The sequence below is a fragment of the Campylobacter sp. CNRCH_2014_2452 genome, from assembly GCF_025772865.1.
In the GTDB taxonomy this organism is placed as follows: domain Bacteria; phylum Campylobacterota; class Campylobacteria; order Campylobacterales; family Campylobacteraceae; genus Campylobacter_D; species Campylobacter_D lari_D.
This window is the reverse complement of record NZ_JAKMSX010000005.1, coordinates 120,512-146,378: the sequence shown is the minus strand read 5'-3', so window position 1 is coordinate 146,378 and position 25,867 is coordinate 120,512. Positions and strand designations below refer to the sequence as shown.

28 protein-coding genes and 1 pseudogene are annotated in these 25,867 nt (G+C 32.4%); 5 read left to right on the top strand and 24 right to left on the bottom strand.

Going from position 1 to position 25,867, the window contains the following annotated elements; all coding sequences use genetic code 11:
- Position 1: 1 nt before the first annotated feature.
- From tkt to L8X38_RS04890, 7 genes are read right to left on the bottom strand one after another with little or no spacing between them, the layout of a single operon-like run.
- A complete protein-coding gene (gene tkt / locus L8X38_RS04920; protein WP_263661446.1) occupies positions 2-1,906 on the bottom strand; it encodes a transketolase in 1,905 nt (634 codons plus the stop codon).
- A gap of 3 nt (positions 1,907-1,909) precedes the next feature.
- Complete coding sequence (locus tag L8X38_RS04915) at positions 1,910-2,755, bottom strand: polyprenyl synthetase family protein (protein ID WP_263661464.1); 846 nt, start codon at positions 2,753-2,755, stop codon at positions 1,910-1,912.
- Positions 2,755-3,834, bottom strand: coding sequence for a PDZ domain-containing protein (locus tag L8X38_RS04910; RefSeq protein ID WP_220567026.1), 1,080 nt, complete (start codon positions 3,832-3,834; stop codon positions 2,755-2,757). The genes L8X38_RS04915 and L8X38_RS04910 overlap by 1 nt, the downstream gene beginning before the upstream one ends.
- Positions 3,831-4,136: a YbaB/EbfC family nucleoid-associated protein gene (locus tag L8X38_RS04905; RefSeq protein WP_039667857.1), complete on the bottom strand. Its 306-nt coding sequence runs from the start codon at positions 4,134-4,136 to the stop codon at positions 3,831-3,833. Before L8X38_RS04905 ends, L8X38_RS04910 begins: the two co-directional genes overlap by 4 nt.
- Positions 4,137-5,420, bottom strand: coding sequence for a UDP-N-acetylmuramoyl-L-alanyl-D-glutamate--2,6-diaminopimelate ligase (locus tag L8X38_RS04900; RefSeq protein ID WP_263661445.1), 1,284 nt, complete (start codon positions 5,418-5,420; stop codon positions 4,137-4,139).
- A complete protein-coding gene (locus L8X38_RS04895; protein ID WP_133319159.1) occupies positions 5,404-5,943 on the bottom strand; it encodes a histidine kinase in 540 nt (179 codons plus the stop codon). Before L8X38_RS04895 ends, L8X38_RS04900 begins: the two co-directional genes overlap by 17 nt.
- The gene (locus L8X38_RS04890; protein WP_039619526.1) at positions 5,930-6,199 is read right to left on the bottom strand and encodes an iron-sulfur cluster biogenesis protein NfuA; all 270 of its coding nucleotides are present in this window, start codon (positions 6,197-6,199) and stop codon (positions 5,930-5,932) included. The genes L8X38_RS04895 and L8X38_RS04890 overlap by 14 nt, the downstream gene beginning before the upstream one ends.
- Before the next feature lie 122 nt (positions 6,200-6,321).
- Here L8X38_RS04890 and L8X38_RS04885 point away from each other — a divergent pair, with 122 nt between their 5' ends.
- Complete coding sequence (locus L8X38_RS04885; RefSeq protein ID WP_263661444.1) at positions 6,322-7,563, top strand: multidrug effflux MFS transporter; 1,242 nt, start codon at positions 6,322-6,324, stop codon at positions 7,561-7,563.
- 345 nt (positions 7,564-7,908) lie between these two features.
- Here the strand turns inward: L8X38_RS04885 and flgE are convergent, their stop codons facing one another.
- The 16 genes from flgE to infA form a co-directional block, all read right to left on the bottom strand.
- Positions 7,909-10,347, bottom strand: a complete 2,439-nt coding sequence (gene flgE / locus L8X38_RS04880) for a flagellar hook protein FlgE (protein ID WP_263661443.1) — start codon at positions 10,345-10,347, stop codon at positions 7,909-7,911.
- A gap of 135 nt (positions 10,348-10,482) precedes the next feature.
- Positions 10,483-11,088 (bottom strand): NYN domain-containing protein, encoded by a 606-nt coding sequence (locus tag L8X38_RS04875; RefSeq protein WP_318529584.1) that lies wholly within the window; start codon positions 11,086-11,088, stop codon positions 10,483-10,485.
- Positions 11,089-11,423: 335 nt separating this feature from the next.
- Positions 11,424-12,050, bottom strand: coding sequence for a bifunctional phosphoribosyl-AMP cyclohydrolase/phosphoribosyl-ATP diphosphatase HisIE (hisIE, locus tag L8X38_RS04870; RefSeq protein ID WP_133319155.1), 627 nt, complete (start codon positions 12,048-12,050; stop codon positions 11,424-11,426).
- A 12-nt stretch (positions 12,051-12,062) separates the two neighbouring features.
- Positions 12,063-12,830 carry an imidazole glycerol phosphate synthase subunit HisF gene (hisF, locus tag L8X38_RS04865; protein ID WP_263661441.1) on the bottom strand — a complete coding sequence of 256 codons (768 nt, stop codon included), beginning with the start codon at positions 12,828-12,830 and terminating at the stop codon, positions 12,063-12,065.
- A complete protein-coding gene (gene hisA / locus L8X38_RS04860) occupies positions 12,812-13,546 on the bottom strand; it encodes a 1-(5-phosphoribosyl)-5-[(5-phosphoribosylamino)methylideneamino]imidazole-4-carboxamide isomerase (RefSeq protein ID WP_263661440.1) in 735 nt (244 codons plus the stop codon). The genes hisF and hisA overlap by 19 nt, the downstream gene beginning before the upstream one ends.
- A gap of 6 nt (positions 13,547-13,552) precedes the next feature.
- Positions 13,553-14,134, bottom strand: coding sequence for an imidazole glycerol phosphate synthase subunit HisH (hisH, locus tag L8X38_RS04855; RefSeq protein ID WP_263661439.1), 582 nt, complete (start codon positions 14,132-14,134; stop codon positions 13,553-13,555).
- Positions 14,131-15,198: a bifunctional histidinol-phosphatase/imidazoleglycerol-phosphate dehydratase HisB gene (hisB, locus tag L8X38_RS04850; RefSeq protein WP_263661438.1), complete on the bottom strand. Its 1,068-nt coding sequence runs from the start codon at positions 15,196-15,198 to the stop codon at positions 14,131-14,133. Before hisB ends, hisH begins: the two co-directional genes overlap by 4 nt.
- A complete protein-coding gene (gene hisD, locus L8X38_RS04845) occupies positions 15,195-16,475 on the bottom strand; it encodes a histidinol dehydrogenase (protein ID WP_263661437.1) in 1,281 nt (426 codons plus the stop codon). Before hisD ends, hisB begins: the two co-directional genes overlap by 4 nt.
- Before the next feature lie 9 nt (positions 16,476-16,484).
- Positions 16,485-17,384: an ATP phosphoribosyltransferase gene (gene hisG / locus L8X38_RS04840; RefSeq protein WP_133319147.1), complete on the bottom strand. Its 900-nt coding sequence runs from the start codon at positions 17,382-17,384 to the stop codon at positions 16,485-16,487.
- A 116-nt stretch (positions 17,385-17,500) separates the two neighbouring features.
- Complete coding sequence (gene rplQ, locus L8X38_RS04835) at positions 17,501-17,854, bottom strand: 50S ribosomal protein L17 (RefSeq protein WP_012660847.1); 354 nt, start codon at positions 17,852-17,854, stop codon at positions 17,501-17,503.
- 3 nt (positions 17,855-17,857) lie between these two features.
- Positions 17,858-18,871, bottom strand: coding sequence for a DNA-directed RNA polymerase subunit alpha (locus L8X38_RS04830; RefSeq protein ID WP_039627711.1), 1,014 nt, complete (start codon positions 18,869-18,871; stop codon positions 17,858-17,860).
- A 14-nt stretch (positions 18,872-18,885) separates the two neighbouring features.
- Positions 18,886-19,512 carry a 30S ribosomal protein S4 gene (gene rpsD, locus L8X38_RS04825; protein ID WP_263659172.1) on the bottom strand — a complete coding sequence of 209 codons (627 nt, stop codon included), beginning with the start codon at positions 19,510-19,512 and terminating at the stop codon, positions 18,886-18,888.
- A gap of 30 nt (positions 19,513-19,542) precedes the next feature.
- Positions 19,543-19,935: a 30S ribosomal protein S11 gene (rpsK, locus tag L8X38_RS04820; protein WP_133319145.1), complete on the bottom strand. Its 393-nt coding sequence runs from the start codon at positions 19,933-19,935 to the stop codon at positions 19,543-19,545.
- Positions 19,936-19,944: 9 nt separating this feature from the next.
- Entirely contained in the window at positions 19,945-20,310 is a 366-nt protein-coding gene (rpsM, locus tag L8X38_RS04815) for a 30S ribosomal protein S13 (RefSeq protein WP_012660843.1), read from the bottom strand.
- 3 nt (positions 20,311-20,313) lie between these two features.
- Positions 20,314-20,427, bottom strand: a complete 114-nt coding sequence (gene rpmJ, locus L8X38_RS04810; RefSeq protein ID WP_002781429.1) for a 50S ribosomal protein L36 — start codon at positions 20,425-20,427, stop codon at positions 20,314-20,316.
- A 173-nt stretch (positions 20,428-20,600) separates the two neighbouring features.
- Positions 20,601-20,819: a translation initiation factor IF-1 gene (infA, locus tag L8X38_RS04805; protein ID WP_012660842.1), complete on the bottom strand. Its 219-nt coding sequence runs from the start codon at positions 20,817-20,819 to the stop codon at positions 20,601-20,603.
- A gap of 135 nt (positions 20,820-20,954) precedes the next feature.
- Here infA and L8X38_RS04800 point away from each other — a divergent pair, with 135 nt between their 5' ends.
- The 4 genes and pseudogenes from L8X38_RS04800 to L8X38_RS08510 all read left to right on the top strand — a co-directional run bounded on the left by L8X38_RS04800 (position 20,955) and on the right by L8X38_RS08510 (position 25,008).
- Positions 20,955-22,244: an MFS transporter gene (locus tag L8X38_RS04800; protein WP_263661436.1), complete on the top strand. Its 1,290-nt coding sequence runs from the start codon at positions 20,955-20,957 to the stop codon at positions 22,242-22,244.
- 54 nt (positions 22,245-22,298) lie between these two features.
- Entirely contained in the window at positions 22,299-23,222 is a 924-nt protein-coding gene (locus L8X38_RS04795) for a cytochrome-c peroxidase (RefSeq protein WP_243705637.1), read from the top strand.
- A pseudogene (locus L8X38_RS08515) lies at positions 23,206-23,880 on the top strand (DAHL domain-containing protein); the annotation flags it as partial. The gene L8X38_RS04795 and the pseudogene L8X38_RS08515, both read left to right, overlap by 17 nt.
- 480 nt (positions 23,881-24,360) lie before the next feature.
- The gene (locus L8X38_RS08510) at positions 24,361-25,008 is read left to right on the top strand and encodes a methyl-accepting chemotaxis protein (RefSeq protein ID WP_393921357.1); all 648 of its coding nucleotides are present in this window, start codon (positions 24,361-24,363) and stop codon (positions 25,006-25,008) included.
- A 16-nt stretch (positions 25,009-25,024) separates the two neighbouring features.
- Here the strand turns inward: L8X38_RS08510 and map are convergent, their stop codons facing one another.
- Entirely contained in the window at positions 25,025-25,780 is a 756-nt protein-coding gene (map, locus tag L8X38_RS04785) for a type I methionyl aminopeptidase (protein WP_263661434.1), read from the bottom strand.
- Positions 25,781-25,867 lie beyond the last annotated feature (87 nt).

Here is a 25,867-nt window from a genome sequence, read left to right as displayed (position 1 = left end):
TTTATTTTTCATTACATAGACTTAAAATATATGAGCTTAATTTCTCCTCACTAAATCCAAAATGCTCAAATACATCTTTATCTTTACCACTCTCACCAAAACTTTCTATACCATAAAGCTCATCACAAATTCTATAAAGCTCGTTTGAATTTGCAGCTTCAACACCTATAACCTTACCTTGTAAAATTCTTTCTTTATAAGATTTTTCTTGAGCGATGAATAACTCATAACAAGGCATAGAAACCACATTAGCAATCACACCTTTTTCTTTTAAAATCTTAGCTGTTTTTACACATAATGACACTTCACTACCACTTGCTAAAAGTGTAAATTGCGCATTTGCGTTTTCTTCTAATAAATAAGCCCCATTTTCCACATCTCCAAAAACAGGCTCGCTTAAAGCACTTAATTTTTGACGCGATAAAACAAAAACACTTGGCATATTAGTTTTAAGTGCAATCTGCCATGCTTTTACATTTTCAACCCCATCAGCTACTCTAAATGTCAATGAATTTGGCATAGCTCTAAAAGTGCTAAGCTGCTCTATAGGTTGGTGTGTTGGTCCATCTTCACCCACACCTATACTATCGTGAGTAAAGATGAAAAAGTGTTTAGCCCTCATCAAAGCTGCTATTCTTGCAGCAGGTTTTAAATACTCACTAAATATAAAAAAGGTAGCACAATAAGGCAAAAACAAACCATATCTTGCAAAAGCATTTGATATAGCAGCCATTGCATGCTCTCTTATACCATAGTGGATATTTTTTCCATTTGGAAAATCGCCCATATCTTTGAGTTCAGTTTTATTTGATGGACCTAAATCTGCACTACCACCTAAAAATCCCGGTAAGGCTTTAGCAATAGCATTTAAAATCACACCATTACTATCTCTAGTAGCTAAATCTTGTCCTTTAAAATCAGGAAATTGTATTTTTGAAAAATCAGGCTCTAAAAGCTCTTTTAGCAATGCTTGCTTCTCTGCATTTAAATTTTGCACTTTTTGATTCCATTTAGCTTGTGCTAAATCCCCAAGTTCTATTGCCCCACTAAAGCGAATTTTAACTTCTTCTGGGATTTCAAAAGTTTTTTGTGGATCAAAACCTAAAGCCTCTTTTGCCTTTTTTATAAGCTCTTCGCCCAAAGGTGCTCCGTGAGAATGATGACTTCCCTCAAGATCTAAAGCTCCTTTAGCTATGGTAGTATGAGCGATAATTAAACAAGGTTTTTTGCTTTCTTTAGCAGTTTTTAATGCTAAATCAATTTGCTCAAAATCATGCCCATCTATCTCAAGTACTTCAAAATTTTGCGCTCTAAAACGCTCTTTTACATTTTCATTAAAAGCAATAGTCACATCACCTTCAATTGAAATATTATTGCTATCATAAATGATGATTAAATTATCAAGATTATGCACACCTGCTAAAGAACAAGCCTCATAAGAAATTCCTTCTTGTAAATCTCCATCACCGCATAAACAATATACTTTATGATTGATAATATCCTCACCCAAAAGCAAACTTGCTTTTTTAGCTGCCATAGCAAAACCAACCGCATTTGCAATGCCTTGTCCTAAAGGTCCTGTGGCAATTTCAACACCTGGAGTGAAAATTTCAGGATGACCTGGGGTTTTAGAGTGTAATTGACGGAAATTTTTTAAATCTTCTAAACTTACATCATAACCGCTCAAATGTAAAAAGCTATAAAGCAAAGCACTAGCATGACCACCTGAAAAGACTAATCTATCGCGGTTTAACCATGTAGGATCTTTTGGATTATGCACTAAATGAGTACTTAAAACACTTATAATATCTGCTAAACCCATTGGAGCACCTGGGTGGCCTGAATTTGCTTTTTGCACCATATCCGCACATAAAAATCTTATAGTGTTGGCTTGTTTTTGTAACATTGTTTAACCTTTTAAATATTTATCAATCAAAATTTGAAGCTCATTAGCAAGCTTAGAGTCTAAATTTTTCATTTTTTCTTCACATAAAGCAATTTTATCATCTTTTGCCTTTTTAGCACCTTCTAAACCTAAAAGTTTAACAAAAGAATTTTTATGCAAATCATTATGAGTTGGCTTTCCTGCTTCTTGAGTATCTAAAGTCGCATCGATAATATCATCTTTGATTTGAAAAACCAATCCTATCAAAAGCCCTATTTCATAAATTTGCTCGCATTCTTTTTCATCTAACTCACAAATTTCACAACCCATTTTTAAAGCCGCTGCAATCAATCTTGCAGTTTTATGAATGTGCAAAAACTCAACTTGCTCTAAATTTAAAGGCATATCTTCAAAATAACAATCAATAGCTTGCCCGATAATCATACCGCCAAGCCCTGCATTAAAGGCTAGAGTTTCTATGAGTTTTAATCTAACATTTTCTTTTAAATTAAGCTTAGAAAGAAGTAAAAAAGCTTGGGTATTTAAAGCATCGCCCACTAAAATAGCCGTAGTTTCATCATATTTTTTGTGTAAAGTTTGCTTTCCTCTACGCAAAGAAGCATCATCCATAGCGGGTAAATCATCATGTATTAAAGAGTAAGTGTGGATAAATTCCAAAGCCAAAGCTGCATTTAAAGCCTTTTCAAACAAAGCAGGATTTTTAGCATTAACTATACCCAAAAGCAGTTGGGCTCTAAAATGCTTCCCACCAGCTTCTAACATCCATTTTAAAGCTTCATTAAAAAATGGATGAAAGCTTTGAGTTTTAGGAAAATTTTGCTCTAAATGCTGTTTGAATTTTTCTAAAATCACTTATTTAGCCTTATAAAAAAGTCAAAGTATCCTTTATTAAAATGCTCAAAGTCATTATTTTTCGCTGAAGGGATATTGCTTGCTTGTCTTGAGACTAGAATATCAAAAGTATTAGCTTGAGCTAAAACAGCTTGAAGTTCATTAAAATTGTTGATTTTTTGATTATTAATTCTTAAAATTTTATCCCCTTTTAAAAATCCAGCCATTTGCGCTTTAGAATTTGGAGTAACTTCTGTAATATTCATTTTCATATCTACGCGCAATCCTAGATTGCTATAAAAAGAACTTGGCTTAGCTTGAACCACTTTTTTAGGCTTAGCAAATGCACCCAAGTCTTTATCAAAAACCATAGTGGAGATATTAACATCTTTATTATCTCTTAATACATTAAAGTATAAAGTTGCACCGCGATCAGCAAATAAAATTTTTTCATTTAGTTTTCTTAAATCATCATAAGCTTGTCCATCAACACTCACAAGCTCATCATTAAGTAAAAATTGTCCATTTTTACGCACATTTTTAACATAAATTTTGCCATCACGCATATCAAAATCCACACCTATATCACCCCAATAAGCATCAGGATATTTTGCAAAGTGTTTTAAATAACGATTACCTATAAGTTTGCCATCTTCTAAACTTATACCAAGCATTTTACAACACGGCGAGTTAAGTTCTCCGATTTTAGAAGCAAAGTCAAGTTGATCACGCTCTGTCAAACTTTGCCCAAAATACTTCAAATGTCCTATATAGCTTTTATTGCTATCTAAAATTCCCACCCAACTATTGCGTGTTAAATCTTCTTCATTTCCCATAGGTGCAGGAATTAAACTAAAATCTGTTTTTACTAAATACAAATTTAAAAAGGGATCATATTTAGTATAGCTGTTTAATTTCGCGTTTTTAGTTTTAACTACTGCTAAAGTATTTTCATTTAAAGCAAAGGCAGGTAAGCCCTCATAAATCAACATACTAGCTTTATTTTTTTCATAACAACCCAAAAAATCATTAAAAGTCGGTCTTGGCACAGCAAAAAGTGTGCAAACTACACCCAAAATACAAAGTAAAATTCTCATAGCATTCCCATTCCGCTAAATAAATTACTAGCCATTGATTTTTTATTTTGTTCTACCATTTTCATCACATCATTAATCGCTGCTATTAGTAAAATTTGCATAGACTCTTTATCTTCTAACAAAGAATCATCAATGTTTATATCGATGATTTCACCTTTTCCATTAGCACTAACTTTTACTAAACCACCACCGCTTTTTGCACTAAATTCTTTTTTTAAAGCTTCTTGCTCTAATTCATTTGCTTTTTCTTGAGCCTTAGTTAAAAGCTCGCCCATTTTAGAAAAATCCATATTTTCAAACATTTATTTTCCTTCTTTTAATATCTCTAATACTACTTCTTTATCATTAAAAGGATATTTTACACCCTTGATTTCTTGATAAGTCTCATCGCCCTTACCCAAAATCACTACAAAATCATCTTTTGTTTTAAACTCTAATGCTTTTTTGATCGCTTCTTTTCTATCACATTCTACAAAAACACTCTCATCTTTTTCTATACCATTTAAAATATCATTAATTATATCCATTGGCTCTTCTGAACGCGGATTATCACTTGTGATGATGAGTTTTTTAGCATAGTGTTTGGCAACTTTAGCCATTAACGGACGCTTAGTTTTATCTCTATCTCCCCCTGCTCCAAAAACTACAATCAAATCACGATATTTTAAAGCATCTAAAACTTTTTCTATGCCATCGGGCGTATGGGCAAAATCTACAATCACATCTTTTGCAACCACTTGCATTCTACCCTCAATGCCACCAAAATTACTAATGGCCTTTTCAAGCTCTTTTAAATTTGGCTTAACAAGTTCATTTACACAAGCACTTGCAGCCAAAAGATTATAAAGATTAAAAAGCCCCACCAAAGAAGAATCAATCATAAAAGTTTCTTTACCAAAATTTACCACAGCTTCAATGCCATTTTTTAAAGCATAAGCTTTAATGTGATAATAACTTGGATTTTCCACTCCATAAGTAAAAGCACCTTTGACATTAAAATTTATAGCTTTTGCATCTTTGTTGATAAATTTCATACACTCATCGGTAAAAAAACTTTCTTTTGCCGCTTGATAGTTTTGAAAGTTTCCATGAAAATCTAAATGATCTTGAGTGATATTAGTAAAAATTTTAGCCTTAAACTCAAGCCCTTCAATGCGATTTTGCACCAAAGCATGCGAGCTTACTTCCATAATCAAAAATTCACATTTTTCCTTACTTGCTAAAGATAAAAGCTCTAAGGTTTGTAAAATAGGAGCAGTAGTTAAGCCTTTTGGAGTGATATTTTTATCATTTATAAAACTACCCCTAGTTCCCATTAAAGCACATTTATAACCTAAATCAAGCAAGATAGAGTAAATAGCCCCCGCAGTAGTTGTCTTGCCATTTGTGCCTGTAATGCCTATGATTTTAATACTTTCATCTATATTTAAAAGCTTCTTGCATTCGCCAATGCCAATAACTTTTGCTTGTTTTTCTAAAGCTTGATGAAGAAATTTTTCATTTTGAGTAGTTTTTAAGAAAAAACAATCTTTTTCGCATTCATTAGAATTATCACAAATGAAAGTATTTTCAATCTTTACTATCATAATTTAATTCCTTGATTTTCTCACTAAGCTTAATAAATCTATAATTAGAATAAAAATGCGCTGAAACATCTTCCATATAAGCTACGAGCATATCTTTATAACCATGTTCTAAAAGCTTTTCTAAAAAATCCACAAAATCTTCTTTATCGTTAATAATAAGTTTATTAGATATTATAACATTTTCTAAAGCTTGTTTAAACCCAACTTTTGCTTCGCTAAGTAAAAAATCTTGATAACTCAAGCCCTCAAAATCTTCGCTATCTTCTTCAAACTGCACACTTTGGCTAAGATTAATGAGTTTTTCTAAGTCTTTATCTACTTTAGTATTTTTATAATTTTGCATAAAAAATTCAAAAAAAACAAAAGCTTCTTCAGGGCTTTTTAAAGCCAAATCACAAATATTAATAAAAGTTAAAAGTCTCTTATTTTTACGCTTTTCATAAGCAAGAGAAAAATACATCTTAGCATTTTTAAAATCTTTTTTGTAAAAACATTCTATGGCTATTTTTTTATAATTTTGCAAATTCGCTTTCCCCACCTGCTAAATTTACTATAGTAATATCTGGATGTATATCGATTTTAAGTTGTTTTTCCAAGCCATATTTCAAAGTCGTCCCACTAGCTGGGCAGCCATGACAAGCTCCGGTTAGTTTCACATAAACTACACCATTTTTCACACCCAAAAAATCAAGCCCTCCGCCATCATTTTCTAAAATATGCATAGTTTTAGCTAGACTGGCTTTTACAGGTTCGATTAATTCCTCATCACTAAAAGGCATATTCATAATTTTTCCTTGATTATTTTTAGTTTAATTTTATCTTATTTGCCTTTAAAAAATGTAAATTATTGTTTATTTTAGACTTTTTGCTATACAATGGTAAAAAGACTTTAGGAAATTTTATGCAAAAACGCACCCAAATAAAAGGTTTTGAAAAACTCAAACTCATTATCATACTAGGCTTTTTATCTGCCATAGCACCACTTTCAACTGATATGTATTTACCTGCTTTAAATGAAGTAGAAAAAAGCTTTCAAACAAATTCTTTTTACACTCAACTTTCTCTTGCAAGTTTTTTCATCGCCTTTTCTTTAGGTCAGCTTTTATATGGACCATTAAGTGATGTATATGGCAGAAAAAAACCTTTATACATAGGACTTTTTATTTTTATTTCTTCAAGTATTGCTTGTGTTTTAGTTGATTCCATTCATGCTTTTATAGCTTTGCGTTTTTTTGAAGCTTTAGGAGGTTGCGTGGGTGTAGTCGTAGCAAGAGCTATAGTAAATGATGTTTTTGAGCTTAAAGAAGCAGCAGGAGTTTATGCTTTAATGATGGTTTTTACTTCTTTAGCGCCTATGCTTTCTCCTACTTTTGGTGGAATTTTACTTGAATTTTTTTCTTGGCGTAGTATATTTTTAACATTGTTTATCTTAGGCTTTATTTTATTTTTGCTTGTTATTTTTGTTCTAAAAGAAAGCAATCACAACACCAAAGGAAAAAAATTCAATCACAAAGAGGTTACAAAAAGTTACAAAAAAGTTTTAAAAGATCGCCGTTTTGTAGTATATTTGCTTTGTGGAAATTTAATATTTGCAGGTTTTTTTGCTTATTTAACCGGCTCATCTTTTGTTTTTACACGCGTTTTTGGATTAAGCGAGCAACAATACGCAGCCCTTTTTGGAGCTCATGCTCTAAGCTTTGTTATATGTGCAAATATCAATGCAAGATTAGTCCTTAGATTTTCTCCTTATTATATACTCCCTAGAGCGCTTATGGTAATTACTTTTTTAACTTTTTTACTCATTTTGGGTGCAACTTTTGAGCTAGGTTTTTGGGCTTTTGAAATTCCTTTGTGTTTTATCATAGCAAGTTTGGGTTTTATCCTGCCAAATACCACAACCTTAGCCATGGCAAGATCAAAACAAAATGCAGGCAGTTCTTCAGCACTCTTAGGTGCAGCACAATTTGCTATGGCAGGAGTAATGGCATTTTTAGTAAGTCTTTTAAATGCTAATACACCTATATTTTTATCACTTATTTTAGGAACTTGCACATTTTTATCTTTGATTTCTTATCTAAGTTTGATTAATAAAAGAAAGTTAAATAAAATCAAAAAGAAGTTAAGCGTGATTTCTCACGCTTAATTAAGCAATATTTTTGAAAAGATTCACTGACTATATCGAACCTTTTTCAAAAAACTTTATATCAATAAACAATATTTATATTTTTCTTGATAATTTTAGTATTTTTGATCATAATAGCAAAACAAAATATTTTAAATTTGCAATGATCAAAACTATTAATAGATGATTAGCTTTATAAATTTTTATTTTAACTTGTCGATATGCAAATCATGCTACTCACTCCTTAAGGCAAGAAAGAAGTGAGTTAGCAATAGATTGAAGGCTTCAAGGCTATCAAGTATTACAAGGCTACCTCGATAACCTTGTAAAGCTTGATCCCAAGGTTTTTAAAACCTTGGGTTAAGATTATTGTTTTAATTGAAGCAAAGTATTTAAAAGCTGATCACTTGTGGTAATCGTTTTTGAGTTTGCTTGATAACCCCTTTGGATTACGATAAGCTCTGTTAATGCACGACTTAAATCCACATTCGACATTTCTATAGCTGAGCCTTTTAAGCCCCCTCTACCGCCTTCGCCCGCATGGCCTATGGTAGCTGTTCCTGAGTTTGCTGTCGCTTTATAAAGGTTATTACCCATTTCTTCAAGACCCATATTATTTGGGAAAGTAGCTAGAGCAACCTTAGCTAGAGCTAGAGTTTTACCATTTGTAAATTCTCCATAGATATAACCATTCTCATCAGTTCTTAATGCATCTGGCTTTAGATTACCCCCTGTGTAACCATCTGTTTCTTGTTTAGTAGTAGATGAGTCTTTATCATAGCTTGTTAAACCATCAAAACCACCTGTTGTTCCAAAGTCAAGTTTTATAACTTGATCAGGTTTTGAGCCGTTATTTCCGGTGAAATTTAATACATTTGGTGTATAGCTTTGAAGCGAACCATCATTACCAAATCTTAAATTTCCTACTACTATATTTCCCGGAGCACCATCACCACTAAAATTTATCTCTGCAGGTTCAGGCACTGAAATGATGATAGACCATTCAGCCCCACCATCTGCTGTTTTAGTTTGTTTAGTAAATTGCACGGTTAGCTCATGTCTAGTTCCTAATGAGTCAAAGATTTCTATACTAGCAGTATGAGCTGATAAATACATATCTTGAGAATATTTTTCATTATTACCTGCGTTGAAATTTCCATCTAAGGCACTAAACATAGCTGTGAATTTATCATTGGTAGCGATTTTATTTACCTCATCTGAAAAACCTGTAACTTTAAAAGTCATATCCTTAGCATTATTACCTGCTGGATTTGTTATTTTAAATCTACCATCACTTTCTACTACTACTTCTACATTTGCATTTGCATCTTGTGGTGGAGGATTATTATTAGCATTCCAATTTTCTAAATTCCCATCGCCATCATAATCAACAGCCCATCTTGCATCCCTTTGCAAAAGCTCTCTTAAGTCCTCTGTAGTATGAAAAGTCCTTTGTCCTGTTGCTTGGGGCATATTTGCATCTTGTAGATTGGCTGCGTTTGGGTTAGGATTGGCTCCTATATCTACATTATTAGAACTATAAATATATTCATGTGCTGTGATTACACTAATAGGGCGCGCTATACCTTGTCCACCCAAAATAGTAGCACCAGCTCTAGGAGCTTTTGTTAAATTAGCATTCTGCAATTCTGCTCCAGTAAAAGATACACTCTGTCCAACTGTATTTCTAGTTTGATCTATAGTAATATTAATATTTTTAGATTTTGCTGTGGTTCCCGTGCTATTATCATTGGTAAAAGTCATTCTACCGTCTACTATAGAAGCTACTACACCCGTCTCAGCTGTTTTAGCATTAATAGCATTTAAGAAGGTTTCTTTACCAACACCTGTAGCAGTAATATGTACTCCATTGATAGTAATATCTAAAGTAGCAGGAACTTGAGTTCCATTAGTATTAGTATAACCCCAAAAAGTATATTGAGTGTTTGCCTGTATATCTGCTTGACTTGCAGGAATATCCGTATTAAGTACTGTATTACTAGTCCACTTAGCATCTGCATAACTCACCCATATACCTTGCCCATCTCTTAGGTTTAAACCCTCACCTTGAGCGTTAAACACTACACCCATATCCACACCTTTTTCGGTTACTTGGGCTCCACTTTTAGAAGTAGTATAAAACTCAGTATGACCAGTATCATTTTCATCTATTACTGTTCCTGTATCATTTCTCATACCATGAGTAGAATCAAGAGCATAGATAGGACGCTTAGCAGAAGCATTCATACCTAAAGTATTACCACTATCTAAATTTGCTGTAAGGCTTACTGAAGTACTTGGCCTAGCAGGCATACTCATACCAGGTGGGATAACTATATCTTGCACTGAAGTTGAAGAGTCAATTTGACCCGTTTCTTGATTATAATTCCAACCTTGAACGGTGTAGCCATTATTATCTACGAAATTTCCTACTGCGTCTGTTTTAAAGTCCCCTGCACGGGTAAAAAACTGCGTAGTGCCACCATCATTTGAAACGATGAAAAATCCATCACCATTGATAGCCATATCGGTGTTTTTATCTGTAGTTTGGATATTACCTTGAGAGTGAATTCTAGTAGTAGAATTTACACCTGCACCAAGTCCAACTTGCATAGGGTTTTTACCACCTAGGTTGCCATCTGGAGCTGTAGCTATCTTAGAAGTTTGACTCATAAGCGTTGAGAAATCCGCACGAGAATATTTAAAACCAAATGTATTAACATTGGCTATGTTATTACCTTCTACATCCATTGCGTATTGGTGTGCTTGGAGTCCTGAAACCCCAGCCCAAAGAGATCTCATCATAATTAAATCCTTTAAAAAATATTGCTTTGTGATTACTTCACAATCTACTATTGCTTAGCCAAGACAAAGCAATAAGTGTTCCAAAAATGTAAATATTTCTAAAACTTGTATAAATTTATAATGTGAATTGTGTAATTAAGAATTGCTAGTATTTTTAAAGACTGATGAAAGAATATCTATATGCTCTAATAAACCTTTTTTGATTTGAGAATTTGGAACTCTCATAGGATCTAACTGAACAATAACCCCTTCTTTTCTTGCGTGTTTTATAGCCGGTATAAAATCGCTATCTGCAGTGATAAGAATGATTTTTTCAATTTGCTTTTTTATAGATAAAGTAGCAATATCTAGTCCTATTTTCATATCAACACCTTTTTGCCTAATATCTAAAACAAAATCATCCTCAGTTAAACTATCGATTTCTATCTCTTTATATAAAAGCTGTTTAAATTTATCATAATTTTTGATTTTCCATTGGAAGTTATTTTCATCAATCTCGCCCAATCTTACAGCAAAATATGGTTGCTGTCTTAAACAATCTAATAATCTAGTTCTAAATTTAAAAGTATCGGTTTTTCCAAGATTTAATGATTTATCTGTTTTTTCTATGGGCGGTATTGGAACATTTTTATTTAATGGTTCGCAGTCATAAACATAAACTCTATATAAATAATCTCTATTTCTTTTAACAGACTCAAACACATAATCTTTTAATCTTTTAGCTAATTCTTCAGGAGTCATATCTTTGATATGTTTTAAAGTGTTATATCTTTCTATAAAAAAGGATAAATCTACCAAAACAGCAGTTTTTCTAGGCTGTATAACAGAAAAATTTATATCTTCACTAAAATTATTCATAAAAGTCCTACTATACATAACGAGATGTCAATCTAAAAATAAACGGCTAGACGACTTCTCGCTATGCAATGATGATTTATTATAACATAATAAATTAAAATTGCTATAACTTTTCAAAAAGACATTTGTAAAAATTTTGTAAAGTTTTTTAAAAATTACTCGATATAGTCAGTGAATCTTTTCAAAAATATTGCTTAATTAAGCGTGAGAAATCACGCTTAACTTTTATTTCTTTCTTTTAATTTAGCAATCACATCATTTAAACTCAAATCCGCATCAGCTAATAACACTTCTAAATGATAAAGTAAATCAGCAGCTTCATTTATCAACTCATCTTTATCTTTAATAGTAGCAGCCAAAGCGGTTTCAACGCCTTCTTCACCTACTTTTTGTGCTATGCGTTTAGTGCCTTTTGAAAAAAGTTCAGCCGTGTAAGAAGAGCTTGCACAAGTGTTTTTGCGTGAGTTGATAAGTCTTTCAAGACGCGATAAAAATACAAAATCAGCTTTTTTAGAAAGCGTTTCAAAACAAGAAGTATCGCCTGTATGACAAGTAGCGCCTTGAGCTTTTACAAGGATTAAAATACAATCTCTATCACAATCAAGTCCCATATCTATGATATGCAAGAAATTCCCACTTTGCTCACCTTTCATCCACAAACGCTCTTTAGTGCGTGAGTAAAATACAACCTTTTGGTGCTTAAAACTCTCTCTTAGAGCTTGTTCATTCATAAAACCTTGCATTAAAACTTCACAAGAATGATAATCTTGGATTATCACGGGGATAAGGTTATTTACCTTTTGCCAATTTATGCTTTTTATAAATTCTTCTTCATTTATACCCATAGTTTTTCCTTATTAAATACGAATTTGTATGCCTTGATCTTTTAAAAATAGTTTTAATTCTTTAATATCTATAAGTTTTTTATGAAACACTGAAGCTGCTAAAGCTCCATCAACACCAAGTTTAAAAGCGTCCAAAAAATGCTCTTTAGCTCCTGCGCCACCGCTTGCCACTAAAGGCACAGGACAAATTTGTCTAACCTTGGTAAGTTGATCGAGATCATAACCCTTTCTCATGCCATCTTGATTCATCATATTTAGCACGATTTCGCCAGCTCCTAGCTCGCATACTTGCTTTACCCAATCTAGTGTTTTTTTACCACTATGATGAGATTTGCTCTCATCTCCAGTGTATTTATAGACTAAAAGCTCATTGTTCTCATCTTTAAAAGTGTCTATACCTACGACTACGCATTGAACTCCAAAGCTTTTTGCAAGGCGTGAGATTAAATCAGGATCATTTAAAGCAGGGGAATTAATAGAAATTTTATCAGCACCATTTGCTAAAAGCTCTTTTGCGTCATCTTCGCTTTTTATACCTCCTGCGACGCAAAATGGTATAGAGATATTTTGTGCTACTTTGCTTACCCAAGCTCTATTGATACGCTCATTCTTGGCTGAAGCTGTAATATCATAAAATACAAGCTCATCAATGCCATTTTGTGAGTAAAATTTAGCAAGTTCTATAACATCTCCCATATCTTCATGGTTTTTAAACTGCACCCCTTTAACTACTCTACCATCTTTTACATCTAAACATGCGATTATGCGTTTTGTAAGCATTCTTGAGCCTCCTTTATGCTAAATTCTTTATCAAGCAAGGCTTTACCTACGATGATACCACTTACTATGCCATTTAGCTTTTTAAAATCTTCTAAGCTCGCCACACCTCCACTTGCTTGGGTTTGCAAATGTGGAAATTTCTCATGCAAAGCTTTGTATAAAGTGATGTTTGCTCCACTCATCGTGCCATCTTTAGAAATATCTGTGCATAAAATATGCTTTACATCTTTATAAAAATTTAAAAGCTCAAACAAACTCTCATCGCTTGTTTTACTCCATGCATCAACAGCCACAAAAAACTCATCTTTAACGCAAATACTATCAAGCGCTAAGACTATACTTTCTACGCCAAATTCACTCAAAAGCTCTTGTGTAAGGGGCTTATTTTTAACCGCTAAAGAGCCTATAACTACGCGTTTAACACCGCTATCAAACAAAGCTTTAACTTCATCTTTAGTGCGAATTCCTCCACCTACTTGAAGATTTACTTTGATTTTTGAAGCTAGGTTTTCTATGAGTTTTAGTTGTCTTTTACTAGGATCTTTTGCACCACTTAAATCCACCAAATGAAGCCAAGCAATGCCTTGAGCCTCATACTCTTGAAATTTAGCCAAAGGATCAAAGCTGTATTCTTGCTTTTTAGTATAATCTCCTTTATAAAGCCTTACTACTTTACCATCTATTAAGTCTAATGCTGGAATGATTTGAGTTTGCATTTTTACCTACATATTTATGAAATTTTTTAATAATACTTCACCCGCTTCGCCGCTTCTTTCAGGGTGAAACTGCACGCCATAAAAATTGTCTTTGTTTAAACTTGCACTAAATTTAGTAGAATACTCACACTCTGCGATGGTGTATTCATTTAGCTCCACACAATAACTATGCACAAAATAAAAATAAGCTCCATCTAAATCTTTAAAAAGCTCATGAGAGCTAAAGACTTGATTCCACCCCATATGCGGGAAAGTAAAATTTGTTTTTTCTTGGAATTTTTGTGTTTCAAAAGGCATAATACCAAGTGTTTTTTGGTGTAATTCTTCTGAAAATTTACCCAAAATTTGCATACCAAGACAAATGCCTAAAAGTGGTTTTGTGGTAGTTTGGATAAAATTTTCTAAATTAAGTGCTTGTAGATTAGCCATTGCTTTAGCTGCTGTGCCAACACCAGGAAGCAAAAGCTTATCTGCTTGTGAGAGTTCTTTTAAATCATGCGTGATAATACTTTTTTGTCCTAAACGCTCGAGTGCAAAAGCAAGAGAAGCTAAATTCGCACAACCTGTATCTATAATAGCTAGTTTCATATCACTCCTTTAGAGCTTGCTAGGTTTTCATTTTCTATTTTTATAGCCATTTTTAAAGCTCTTGCAAAGGCTTTAAAAAGTCCTTCGGCTTTGTGATGATCGTTTTTGCCTTTAACTTTTAAATGCAAACTCGCACCCATAGCATAGCTTAGTGAGTAGAAAAAATGCTCTATCATTTCTGTGCTTAATTCTCCAAGCTTTTCTTTTTTAAACTTAGCCTTATAAACTAAATGCGGTCTATTACAAAAGTCAATCGCGCAACTTGCCAAGCACTCATCCATAGGTAAAACAAAGCCATATCTTGCAATACCTATTTTTTGATCTAGTGCATTTTTAATAGCCTCGCCCAAAGCAAGTGCGACATCTTCTACGCTGTGATGTTCATCAACTTCTAAATCTCCTTTGCATTTTATCTCTAAAGATATATTTGCATGCGTAGCAATTTGCTCTAACATATGATCAAAAAATGCAATATTTGTTTTTATATTAGCTTTTGCTTTTTCATTAAAAGCCATTTTAACTTGAATTTGGGTTTCTTTGGTATTACGCTCTATACAGGCACTGCGGTAATTTTGCAAAATAAAATCAGCGATTTGCTCCCAATTAAAGTCATTTTTGTCATATTTTAAACCTTGAATTTCAAGATTTTGCGCCAAAAGCATATCGCTGTCTCTATCGCCGATAACAAAACTTTTATTTTTGTCATAAAGTTTGTTTTTGATGTAGTTTTCAAGCATGGCAGTTTTTGGCTTCCTGCAGGCGCAATTTTCATGCTCAAAATGTGGGCATATAAAAATATCTTCAAATTCTATGCCACAACTTTGAAAAACACTTAGCATTTTTTCATGAGCCTTGTCAAAATTTTCCCTAGGAAAAGAATTTGTGCCTAGACCATCTTGATTACTTACCATAACAAATTTAAAACCAAAATTTTTTAACTTTAAAAGCGCATTGATAGCACCTTTTTCAAACTCAAGTTTTTCCAAAGAATCGATTTGAAAATCATCTTTTGGCTCATCAATGAGCGTGCCATCTCTATCGATAAATAAAATTTTTGCACTCATTTTAGACTTTCTAATCTTAAACTCACGGCATTTTTATGCCCATCAAGCCCTTCAGCTGCTGCTAAAATTTCCACCACAGGACCAAGCTTTTTAAAGCCTTCTTTACTAAGTTCTTGCACACTCATTCTTTTCATAAAATCAGCAAGTCCTAATGAAGAATAAGATTTAGTAAAACCATATGTTGGCAATACATGATTTGTCCCACTTGCATAATCCCCCATGGATTCTGGAGAATACTCACCTAAAAATACCGAACCTGCATGCATAATATCATCAAGCAAGCTAGATGGATTTTGTGTATGAATGATCAAATGCTCGGGTGCATAGTCATTTGAAATACTTATGGCATGTTTTATATCTTTTGCAAGAATGATTTTAGAGTGTGCTAAAGATTTTGAAGCAATTTCTTTACGCGAGAGTTTTTCAAGCTGTAAAGCAACTTCACTATCTACTTCTTTGGCTAATTTTTCACTTGTGCAAACTAAAATCGCTTGAGAATCTGCTCCATGTTCAGCTTGCGAGAGTAAATCTGAAGCTATAAATTTAGCATTAGCAAACTCATCTGCTAAAACTAACACTTCAGAAGGCCCTGCTTGCATATCAATAGCTACTCCATGATTATTAACTTGTTTTTTGGCTTCAGTTACAAAGGCATTTCCTGGGCCAAAAATTTTATCTACTTTTTGCACACTTTGCGTTCCATAAGCAAGCGCTGCTATAGCTCCTGCTCCACCTATTTGATACACTGCATCAACTTCGCAAAGTTTTGCCACAAAAGCAATGGCAGGATGTAATGGCGCTGGGGAAGCTAAGGCTATGAATTTACATTTTGCAATTTTAGCAGGGATAGCTAGCATAAGTGCGGTTGAAAAAAGTGGCGCTAAACCTCCTGGTATATAAAGCCCTACTTTTTCAATGGCTCTTGTTAGCACCTTGCAAGTTACCCCTTCAAAGGTTTGAACCTCTATGGTTTGACTTTCTTGAGCTTTGTGGAATTTATAGATATTTTCATAAGCTATTTTGATAGCTTGTTTTAACTCATCATCAATTTGCTCTACTAAATTACTAAGCTCTTCATCGCTTAGTTTGATGGAATTTAACTCTACTTTATCAAATTTTACAGCCATTTGCTTTAAAGCTTCATCGCCATTTGTTTTAACATCTTCAATGATTTGTTCTACTATGGTTTTAACCTGTGCATTAGCACTCATAGCAGGACGCTTGAGTGCTAATTCTTGTTCGTTTTGGTTTAATTTTTCAAAATCAAGTATTTGCATTTTTATCCTTTAAGAGAGCATTTTTTCAATAGGTAAAACTAAAATCGCACTTGCACCTTCTTTTTTTAAAGCTTCCATAGTTTCCCAAAATAAATTTTCTTGACTTACCATATGCAGTGCCACTCTAGCTTTATCATTTTCTAAAGGTAAAATCGTAGGTTTTTCAACACCTGGTAACAAGGCTGTGATTTTTTCTAACTTTTCAATAGGAGCATGCAACATGATGTATTTTGACTCTCTTGCTTGCATAACTCCATGAATTCTAATGAGTAATTTATCGATTAATTCTTGTTTGTGTGAAGCTAAACTTTCTTTTCTTTGGATAATGCAAGCTTTTGACTTATAAATCACCATAACTTCTTTAAGTCCGTTTGCTTTTAAAGTAGCTCCACTTGAAACTAAATCACAAATTCCATCAGCTAAATTTGCACTTGGTGCTACTTCAACTGAGCCTGTTAGCATACAAGTTTTATAGGGGATATTATTTTCTTCCATAAAACGCTTTAAAAGCTGTGGATAAGAAGTTGCTATGCGTAAATTTTTAAAACTTTCTATACCTTTATACTCACTATTTTCTGGTAATGCTAAAGACAAGCGGCACCCACCAAAATCAAGCTTTTTAAGCATTATAAAATCTGCATTTTCGTTTTTTGATTTTCTTTCTAACTCATTTTCTTCTAAAACATTTTCCCCAACTATGCCAAGATCTACTACTCCATCAAAAATTAACCCTGGTATATCATCATCTCTTACTCTAAGTAAATCAATAGGTAAATTTGTAGAAAAAGCAATTAAACTTTGATCGTGTATGCGAAGTTTTACGCCTATAGACTCAAGCAAGGCAATAGAATCTTTACTTAAACGACCTGATTTTTGTATAGCTATGCGTAATCTTGAATTTTCTTGCATTTTTTTCCTTTTTTGTAGTTAAAAAGATTAATAGTAGCAAAAAATGGATAAAAATACAAAAAATAGTAAGTAAATAAATAAAAATAAGAAGTTTTTAGCCTTTAAAAGGCTAAAAATTAAGCTACGAATTCGATGAAAGCCATTTCTGCAGCATCGCCACGGCGGATTCTTGTTTTGATAATTCTTGTATAACCACCATTTCTATCTGCGAATTTAGGTGCAATTTCTGTTACAAGTTTATTTGTAGCTTCTTTATCTTGCAAGCTAGCAAAAACTGCTCTGTGAGCATTGAAATCACCTTTTCTTGCACGAGTGATCAATCTTTCAACATAACCTCTTAATTCTTTTGCTTTAGGTAATGTTGTTTCTATTTTACCTGCTTTAATAATAGCAATGGTAAGGTTTTTTAATAAGGCTGCACGATGAGTAGAAGTGCGACCTAACTTTCTATATCCATGTCTATGTCTCATTGATTATCCTTCATTTTGTGCTTTTAATTCTGTAATTTTTTTCTTTAGCGTTTCTTTTGCACTATCACTGAGTTTTGAATTTCCTATAGGGAAACCTATAGATTCCATTACACTTTTAATCTCATCTAAAGATTTTTTACCAAGATTTTTTAAATCTGCAAGTTCGCTAACACTCATTAAGGCAAGTTCACCAATATAAACTACATTTGCTTTTTCTAAACAGTTAAAACTTCTTGCACTTAAATTTAACTCAGTTATATTTTGAAGTAATTTTACATGTTCTACTTCATTATTTGGTGTTTGACTTCTTACAACGCTTTGTGCATTAGTGATTTTATCAAACACTGATAATTGTTTATACATTGCTTCTAAAGCATTTTTAAAAGCGTCACTTGGTGAAATTTGACCATCAGTTGTGATTGTAAAAACAACTTTTTCATAATCTGGATTATCTTCAAAAAGCACTTTTTCTATATCATAAACCGCATGTTTTACCGGAGTAAAGAACGCATCAAGTGCTATAAATTCAGGATCTAAGAAATTTTGAATTTCTTCAGAAGGCACATAACCTATACCTTTTTCAATGATTAAAGTAAATTCTAAATCTGCATCTTCATTAATCGTTGCAAGATAGCTATCTGCATTCACAACTTCAACAACTTCATTGTCTAAGTCTTTTCCGCAAATTTCTTTTGGTCCTTTAAAACTAAAAGTTACGATTTCTTTTTCAGAATCTGTTTTTAGTTTAAATCTTAATTTTTTTAGATTGATAATAAACAATGCTACATCTTCAAGCATACCACGCATACTATCAAATTCATGTGCTACGCCTTTGATTTTAACTCCTGTTGGAGCAAAACCTACTGTGCTTGAATAAAGCAAACGACGCAAAGGATGCGCCAAAGTAATAGCATAACCAATTTCAAAAGGCCATGCACTTACTTTTGCTACTGTATCACTGATATTTTCAATACTAAACTCTGTTGGTGTATAAGCAGAAGTTGTAATATGTCTCATATCAAAAACCTTTATTATTTAGAGTACAACTCAACGATATATCTTTCCTCAACTGGAATGATAACTTCTTCTCTTTCAGGTTTTCTTGTAAAAATTCCAAATCTTTTATCTTTTTCTACATCAACCCAAGCAACTATACCAGTTTGAGCAGTAAGTTCGATCGCTCTTGAAATTTGAGGATTGTTTTTGCTTTTTTCAATCACTTCAACTTTTTGACCTGCTTCTACTCTATAACTAGGAATATCTACTCTTTTACCATTTACTAAAATGTGTCCATGAGTTACAAGTTGTCTAGCAAAACGGCGTGTTGTAGCAAAACCCATTCTATAAACAACATTATCAAGTCTTTGTTCTAAAAGCTGGATCAAAAGCGCACCGGTATTGCCATCTTTTCTAGCAGCTTCACTAAATAATCTTCTAAATTGTTTTTCACTAACACCATACATAAATTTAGCTTTTTGTTTTTCTCTTAATTGAAGTCCATATTCACTAATTTTAGCTTTTCTTTGTCCATGCTGACCTGGTGCGTAAGGGCGTTTATCTAAAGCACTTTTACCTGCTAATCTTCTTTCGCCTTTCATTGCCAAGCTTACGCCAAGTCGTCTTTCTAATTTTTCTACTGGTCCTCTATATCTTGCCATTATAATTCTCCTAAATCTTATATCTTATTCTTAGACACGACGACGTTTTGGTGGTCTACAACCATTATGAGCTAATGGGGTAATATCTTTTAAGAAAGTTACTTTGATACCTTCCATAGCACCTACACTTTTAACTGCTGTTTCACGACCACTTCCTGGCCCTTGTACTTTAATGCCTACTTCTTTAATACCATGTTCTTTTGCTTTATTTAAAGCATCTTCTACTGCTTGTTGCGCCGCATAAGGAGTTGATTTTTTAGAACCTTTAAATCCTAAACCACCTGCACTACTCCATGCAATAGCATTTCCCATTTCATCAGTTACAGTAACCATAGTATTATTAAATGTTGCACTGATATAAACTATACCTTTAGCTATATTTTTTTTAACTATTTTTTTCTTAACAACTTTTCTTTTTGCCATTTTCTATCCTTATGATTTTGCACCAACGGTTTTTCTCTTACCTTTTCTAGTTCTGGCATTTGTTTTTGTTTTTTGACCACGAACCGGTAAGCCTTTTCTATGTCTTAAGCCTCTAAAGCTTCCTAGATCCATTAATGCTTTGATATCCATAGCAACTTGTTTTCTAAGATCACCCTCAACCATATAGTTTTCTTGAATTTCTTTACGGATAGCCGCTGCTTCGTCCTCACTTAACTCATGAACTCTTTTATCATAAGAAATTCCGGTTTTATCTAAGATTTTTCTTGAAGTATGCAAACCTATACCATAAATATAAGTCAAACCATATTCAATTCTTTTTTTCTTTGGTAAATCTACACCTGCAATACGAGCCATAAATTATCCTTGTCTTTGTTTGTGTTTTGGATTTTCGCAAATAATGCGAACTACGCCTTTACGACGAACTACTTTGCATTTGTCACACATCTTTTTAACAGATGGTCTAACTTTCATGCTTTACTCCTGTTATTGTAAATTCCACTTTTTTACAACTGCACCAGGTTTTTAGAGCAACCAACTATTTTCAAAATAAGTGGTGATTTTGAAAATACTTCTTCATACAGTTTTATTGCAATTTCTGCAAAAGTGCTAATTATACTTTACTTTTGCTTTTAAACAACTTAGACTTATTTGTATCTAAATGTAATACGACCCTTATCAAGACTATAAGGCGTTAGCTCTACTTTAACTCTATCGCCAGGCATAATTCTAATATAATGCATACGCATTTTACCTGCAATATGACAAAGTATCACATGTTTATTATCTAATTCAACTTTAAAAGTCGCATTAGGTAAAGCTTCGATTACATTACCATCGATTTCGATAATATCATCTTTTGCCAATATTTCTCTCCTTTCTATAAAATACAAAGCTATTATTTTATCACAATTTTTCTTTTTAAATTTTTAATATTTTTTTACAAACTATAATATTTTTACTATAATTACAAAATTACTACAAAAAGAAAGTATTTATAGATGTCAAAAACTTTAAAAAGAGGTGATTTTAAAACTCTTTCCTTATCTTCTTTGGGTGGAGCTTTAGAATTTTATGATTTTGTTATTTTTGTATTTTTTGCTAATTATATTTCAAGAAATTTTTTTCCTAGTGATTTAAGTGATTTTTGGAAACTTTTAAACACTTATGGGGCTTTCGCAGCAGGATATTTAGCTAGACCAATCGGTGGTATAATTATGGCACATTTTGGAGATAAAATGGGTCGTAAAAAGATGTTTATGCTTAGTATATTACTCATGGTGTTTCCAACTTTCTCTCTAGCTTTTATACCTACTTTTGAAACTATAGGATATTTTGCTCCTATTTTTTTACTACTTGTTAGAATAGCTCAAGGTATAGCTATAGGCGGAGAACTCCCTGGTGCTTGGGTATTTGTAAAAGAACATGCACCCGATGGAAGAGATAGTTTTTATATTAGCGCTATTAATGCTTCTATGGCTTTTGGAATTCTTTTAGGTTGTATTGTTGCCTTAGCGATTAATCATTACTTTGATCAAGAAGCAATTTATGAATATGCTTGGCGTATTCCATTTGCTATAGGTGGATTTTTTGGTATCATTTCTATATATCTTAGAAAATTTTTAGAAGAAACACCTGTTTTTCAAAAAATGCGACAAGAAAATGATTTAGAAAAATTTCCTTTAAAAACACTTTTTAAAGAAAAAAATATTTATTTAGACATCATTGCTTCTATGCTTTTAACTTGGATGCTCACGGCCTGCGTGATAATACTTATTTTACTTATGCCTAATTTTATATCAGAAGTTTTGATTCTTGATAAAACAGATGCGATTTTAATCCAAATGTTTGCAATAGTAATTTTATCTTGTGGAACTTTACTTGCTGGAATTTGGGTTGATAAATTTGGTTTTTTAGCTACCGCTTTAATTTTTACCATAGGATTTAGTTTATCGTGCTTTTTTTATTTTTATTTTTTCTATGCTCAAATTTTGCATTTGAGTATATATTTTTATTTTATAGCGTGTTTTTTTGGTGGTATTAATGCTTTAGCACCTATTTTAATGTGTAAAATTTTTAAGCCAAGTATTCGTTTTAGTGGAATTTCTTTTTCTTATAATATAGCTTATGCAATAGCGGGTGGTTTCACTCCTCAACTTGTATTTGCATTACATTCTTTGGCTATAAAACCTGAAAATCCTTTCGTGTATGGAATTTTTATTTATATTTTGTTTTTATCCCTGATAACACTGATAACTACCATATTTACTTATAAGAGGTTAAGATTTTAATGTTATAATTAAAAAAAATTATTAATTAAAAATTTATAAAATTAAAGGAAAATGATTATGAAAATTTTTATTGTTTTAATACTTTCTTTGTTGCCACTTTTAGCATTTGAAATGATTACACCTATACCAGAAAGCATTCCTTATAATAAAGAAAAAGCTATTTTAGGAAAAAAACTCTATATGGATACAAGTTTATCAAAAGATAAAAAAGTATCTTGCAATAGTTGTCATGATATTGCAAATTTTGGAGTAGATAATAAAACTTTTTCAACAGGTATTAATGGCATAATAGATGAGCCATTCCATACTCCTACAAATTTTAATGCCGTTTTTAGCCTAGCACAATTTTGGAGAGGCAATGCAAAAGATTTACAAGAACAAGCCAAACATCCTTTGTTAAACCCTAAAGAAATGGGGTTAAAAGATGCAGATGAAGTGGTGCAAATAGTAAAAACTAACGCAATTTATGAAAAAGAATTTAAAAGACTTTACGGAGAAGTTACCTTTGATAATATAGCAGATGCTTTAGCTGAATTTCAAAAAACCTTACTTACGCCAAATTCCCCATTTGATCGCTACTTAAAGGGAGATAAAAACGCTATAAGCGAACAAGCAAAAAGAGGCTATAATGCCTTTTTATCAAATGGTTGTATAGCGTGCCATCAAGGACAAAATATAGGTGGAAATATGTATCAAAAAATGGGAGTATTTGTTCCTTATGATAATGGAACAAATTGGAAAGGACGCTATGAGATCACTCAAGATCCTCACGATCAATTTGTAGTAAAAGTGCCAAGTCTTAGAAACATAGCCAAAACTGCTCCTTATTTTCATGATGGTTCTATGCCAACACTTGATGCTTGCGTACAATTTATGGCGTATTATCAGCTTGGTAAATTTTTAGAGCAAGATGTAGTTGATGATATAGTTGCATTTTTAAATTCTTTAACAGGAGAATACCATGATCCACTCAAATAAAAAAACTTTCTCTTTTTTAAAACAATTCATCACTTTATCCATAGTGGTTTTGGTATTGCTTTTAACTTTGACTTTATTTATTTTTAATACTTACAATACCACCAAAAGAAATTCACTTATTATGGATTCTTTTCAAAAATTAGAAATTCTAGATACTAAAATAGATGAAATTTTTAAAAATAAACTAAATCTACAAAACTATGACATCAGCGTCAAACTAGTAAAAGATTTTGAAAATACTTTAGCTATTTTAAAAGCCAATGAAATAGATACTAAAAAGCTAGAAGCAATTTTTCAGAAAAAAAATACGCAACTACAACATTTTAAATCAGCCAATTCTATTGCTATAAATTCAAAGCTTTATCTTTACGAAATTCAACAAGAAATCATCAAACAAACAAATCAATTAGCACTCACTACTCAAGAGGCTAAACAAATAGAATATATAGGAAATATTTTAAGCATTATAGGAACTATGGATATATTAGAACCTTTAGCACAAAATAGATTACAAAATCTTGTCACAAATTTAAACGCAAAAGATTCTCAATTACCACAAGAGTTATTTGAGCTTTTTAATACACATTGTAAGATGATATTAAGTCAAATTAAAATATTAAAAGATAATTCTCAAAGTTTTCTTGATCAAGAACTGCAAAAACAAATTCTAGCACACCAAAATTTAATTGCTAAAAATATCAATCTACAAAATAAATATAATCTTTATACAGCTATAGGAATTTTCCTATTTACCTTAGCTGTATTGATTTTTTTCATACTTTTAACATTAAAAAAAGTAATCATACCTATATCTTTACTTGAAAAACTAAGTGCAAATCTAGCGGGAGAACATGCGAATTTAAGTGCAAGATTAGACATTGATAAAAAAAGTGAATTAGCTACAAGTGCTGGCTATATTAATTCTTTCATACAAATAGTGCAAAATTCAGTTTTAGAAGCCATACAAACTGCAAATTCAAGCCACAAAAGCTCACAAAAACTTTCCCAAAATGCTGAAATTTTACAGCAAAGTTCACTTTTACAGCATGAGCAAATTTCTAATGTCCATGAAATAAGTTCTGTTTTAGAAAGTCATATAGACTTAACTCAAAATCTAGCTAAAAATACTATAAAAGATATGCATGATATGCAAGAAGTTATGGGAGAAGTTGAAAAAACGCTTAAAGAGCTAGTAGAGCTTATATTACTAAGTGGAGAAAAAGAACAAAGTGTTTTAAGTGCTATGGATATACTAGTACAAAGTGCTGATAGTATTGTAGAAGTTACAGCAGCTATTAAAGATATAGCCGATCAAACTAACTTGCTGGCTTTAAATGCAGCTATTGAAGCAGCTCGTGCAGGAGAACATGGTAGAGGCTTTGCTGTTGTTGCTGATGAAGTTAGAAACTTAGCTGATAAAACTACAAAATCTTTAGTCGCTATAGAAACTACTGTAAGAACTATAGTACAACAAATCAATGACAACAAAAGCCTGATGGATGGAATTCATCAATCCATGAGTGATACTTCCAACAAAGCTAATATCTTACAAGGTGAAGTCGGTGCTTCTATAGAAAAATTAAAAACAAGTATCCATTCTACTAAAATTATGGAAGAAAAAAGTGATGAGTCAAAAGCTAAAATGAATGAGTTAGAACAAAATGTAGAAAAAGTGACTGAACTTGCAAATTGTGTTAAAAACTATTCACTCGAACTAACACAAATTTCACAAGATGTTTTAGAAAATGCCTCTAAACTTTCAGAAAAACTAAAAACATTTGAGTAAGAAAGTTTAAACTTTCTTACTTAGATAAAATATCTGCTTTGCCATTTATAATTGCAACACAATGCTCATAATGAGCAGCATTTAATCCATCTTTGCTTCCTGCTTCCCAATTACCTTTTAAATGTACCGGTGTGCCATCTTTTTGACATACCATAGGCTCTATGCAAAATACCATGCCATTTTTGATTTTAGGTCCACTTTTTGCACTAGCACCTGGTTCTAAATAATTTGGAATTTCAGGCTCACCGTGTGGCTTTTTACCTATACCATGACCACAATAACCTTTCAAAGGTACAAATCCTCTTTTAGCGATAAACTCGCCAAGCTCATATGAAAGCTCTTTAAAACGCATACCTTCTTTGATAATATCTATAGCATAATACAAAGCATCTTTAGCACAAGCAATCAAAGCCTCATCAGTAGCTGAAATTTGACCTATAGGTATAGTCCTTGCTGCATCTCCATAATATCCATCTATGCAAGTACCCACATCAAGCCCTAAAATATCGCCTTCTTTTAAAATACGCTCATCCCCTACACCATGAATGCAAGCTTGATTAAGTGAGATACAAATACTGCCTGGAAAACCATATAAGCCTTTAAAAGATGGTTTTGCATCATGATCAAGTATAAATTCTTCTGCTTTAATGTCAATTTCTTTTAAACTCATACCTGGAACTATAATGCCCTCTAGATAGTCAAGCGTTCTAGCTACAAGTTCATTTGCCTTGCGTAGTTTTTCTATTTCTGCTGGTTTTTTGATTTCTATCATTTATATTTTCCTTAAAATTTTTAAAAATTTAGCATTTATGCGCTTTTAAAAGCTTTAAGGAAAAACCTTAAGTTTTAAAACTTAAGG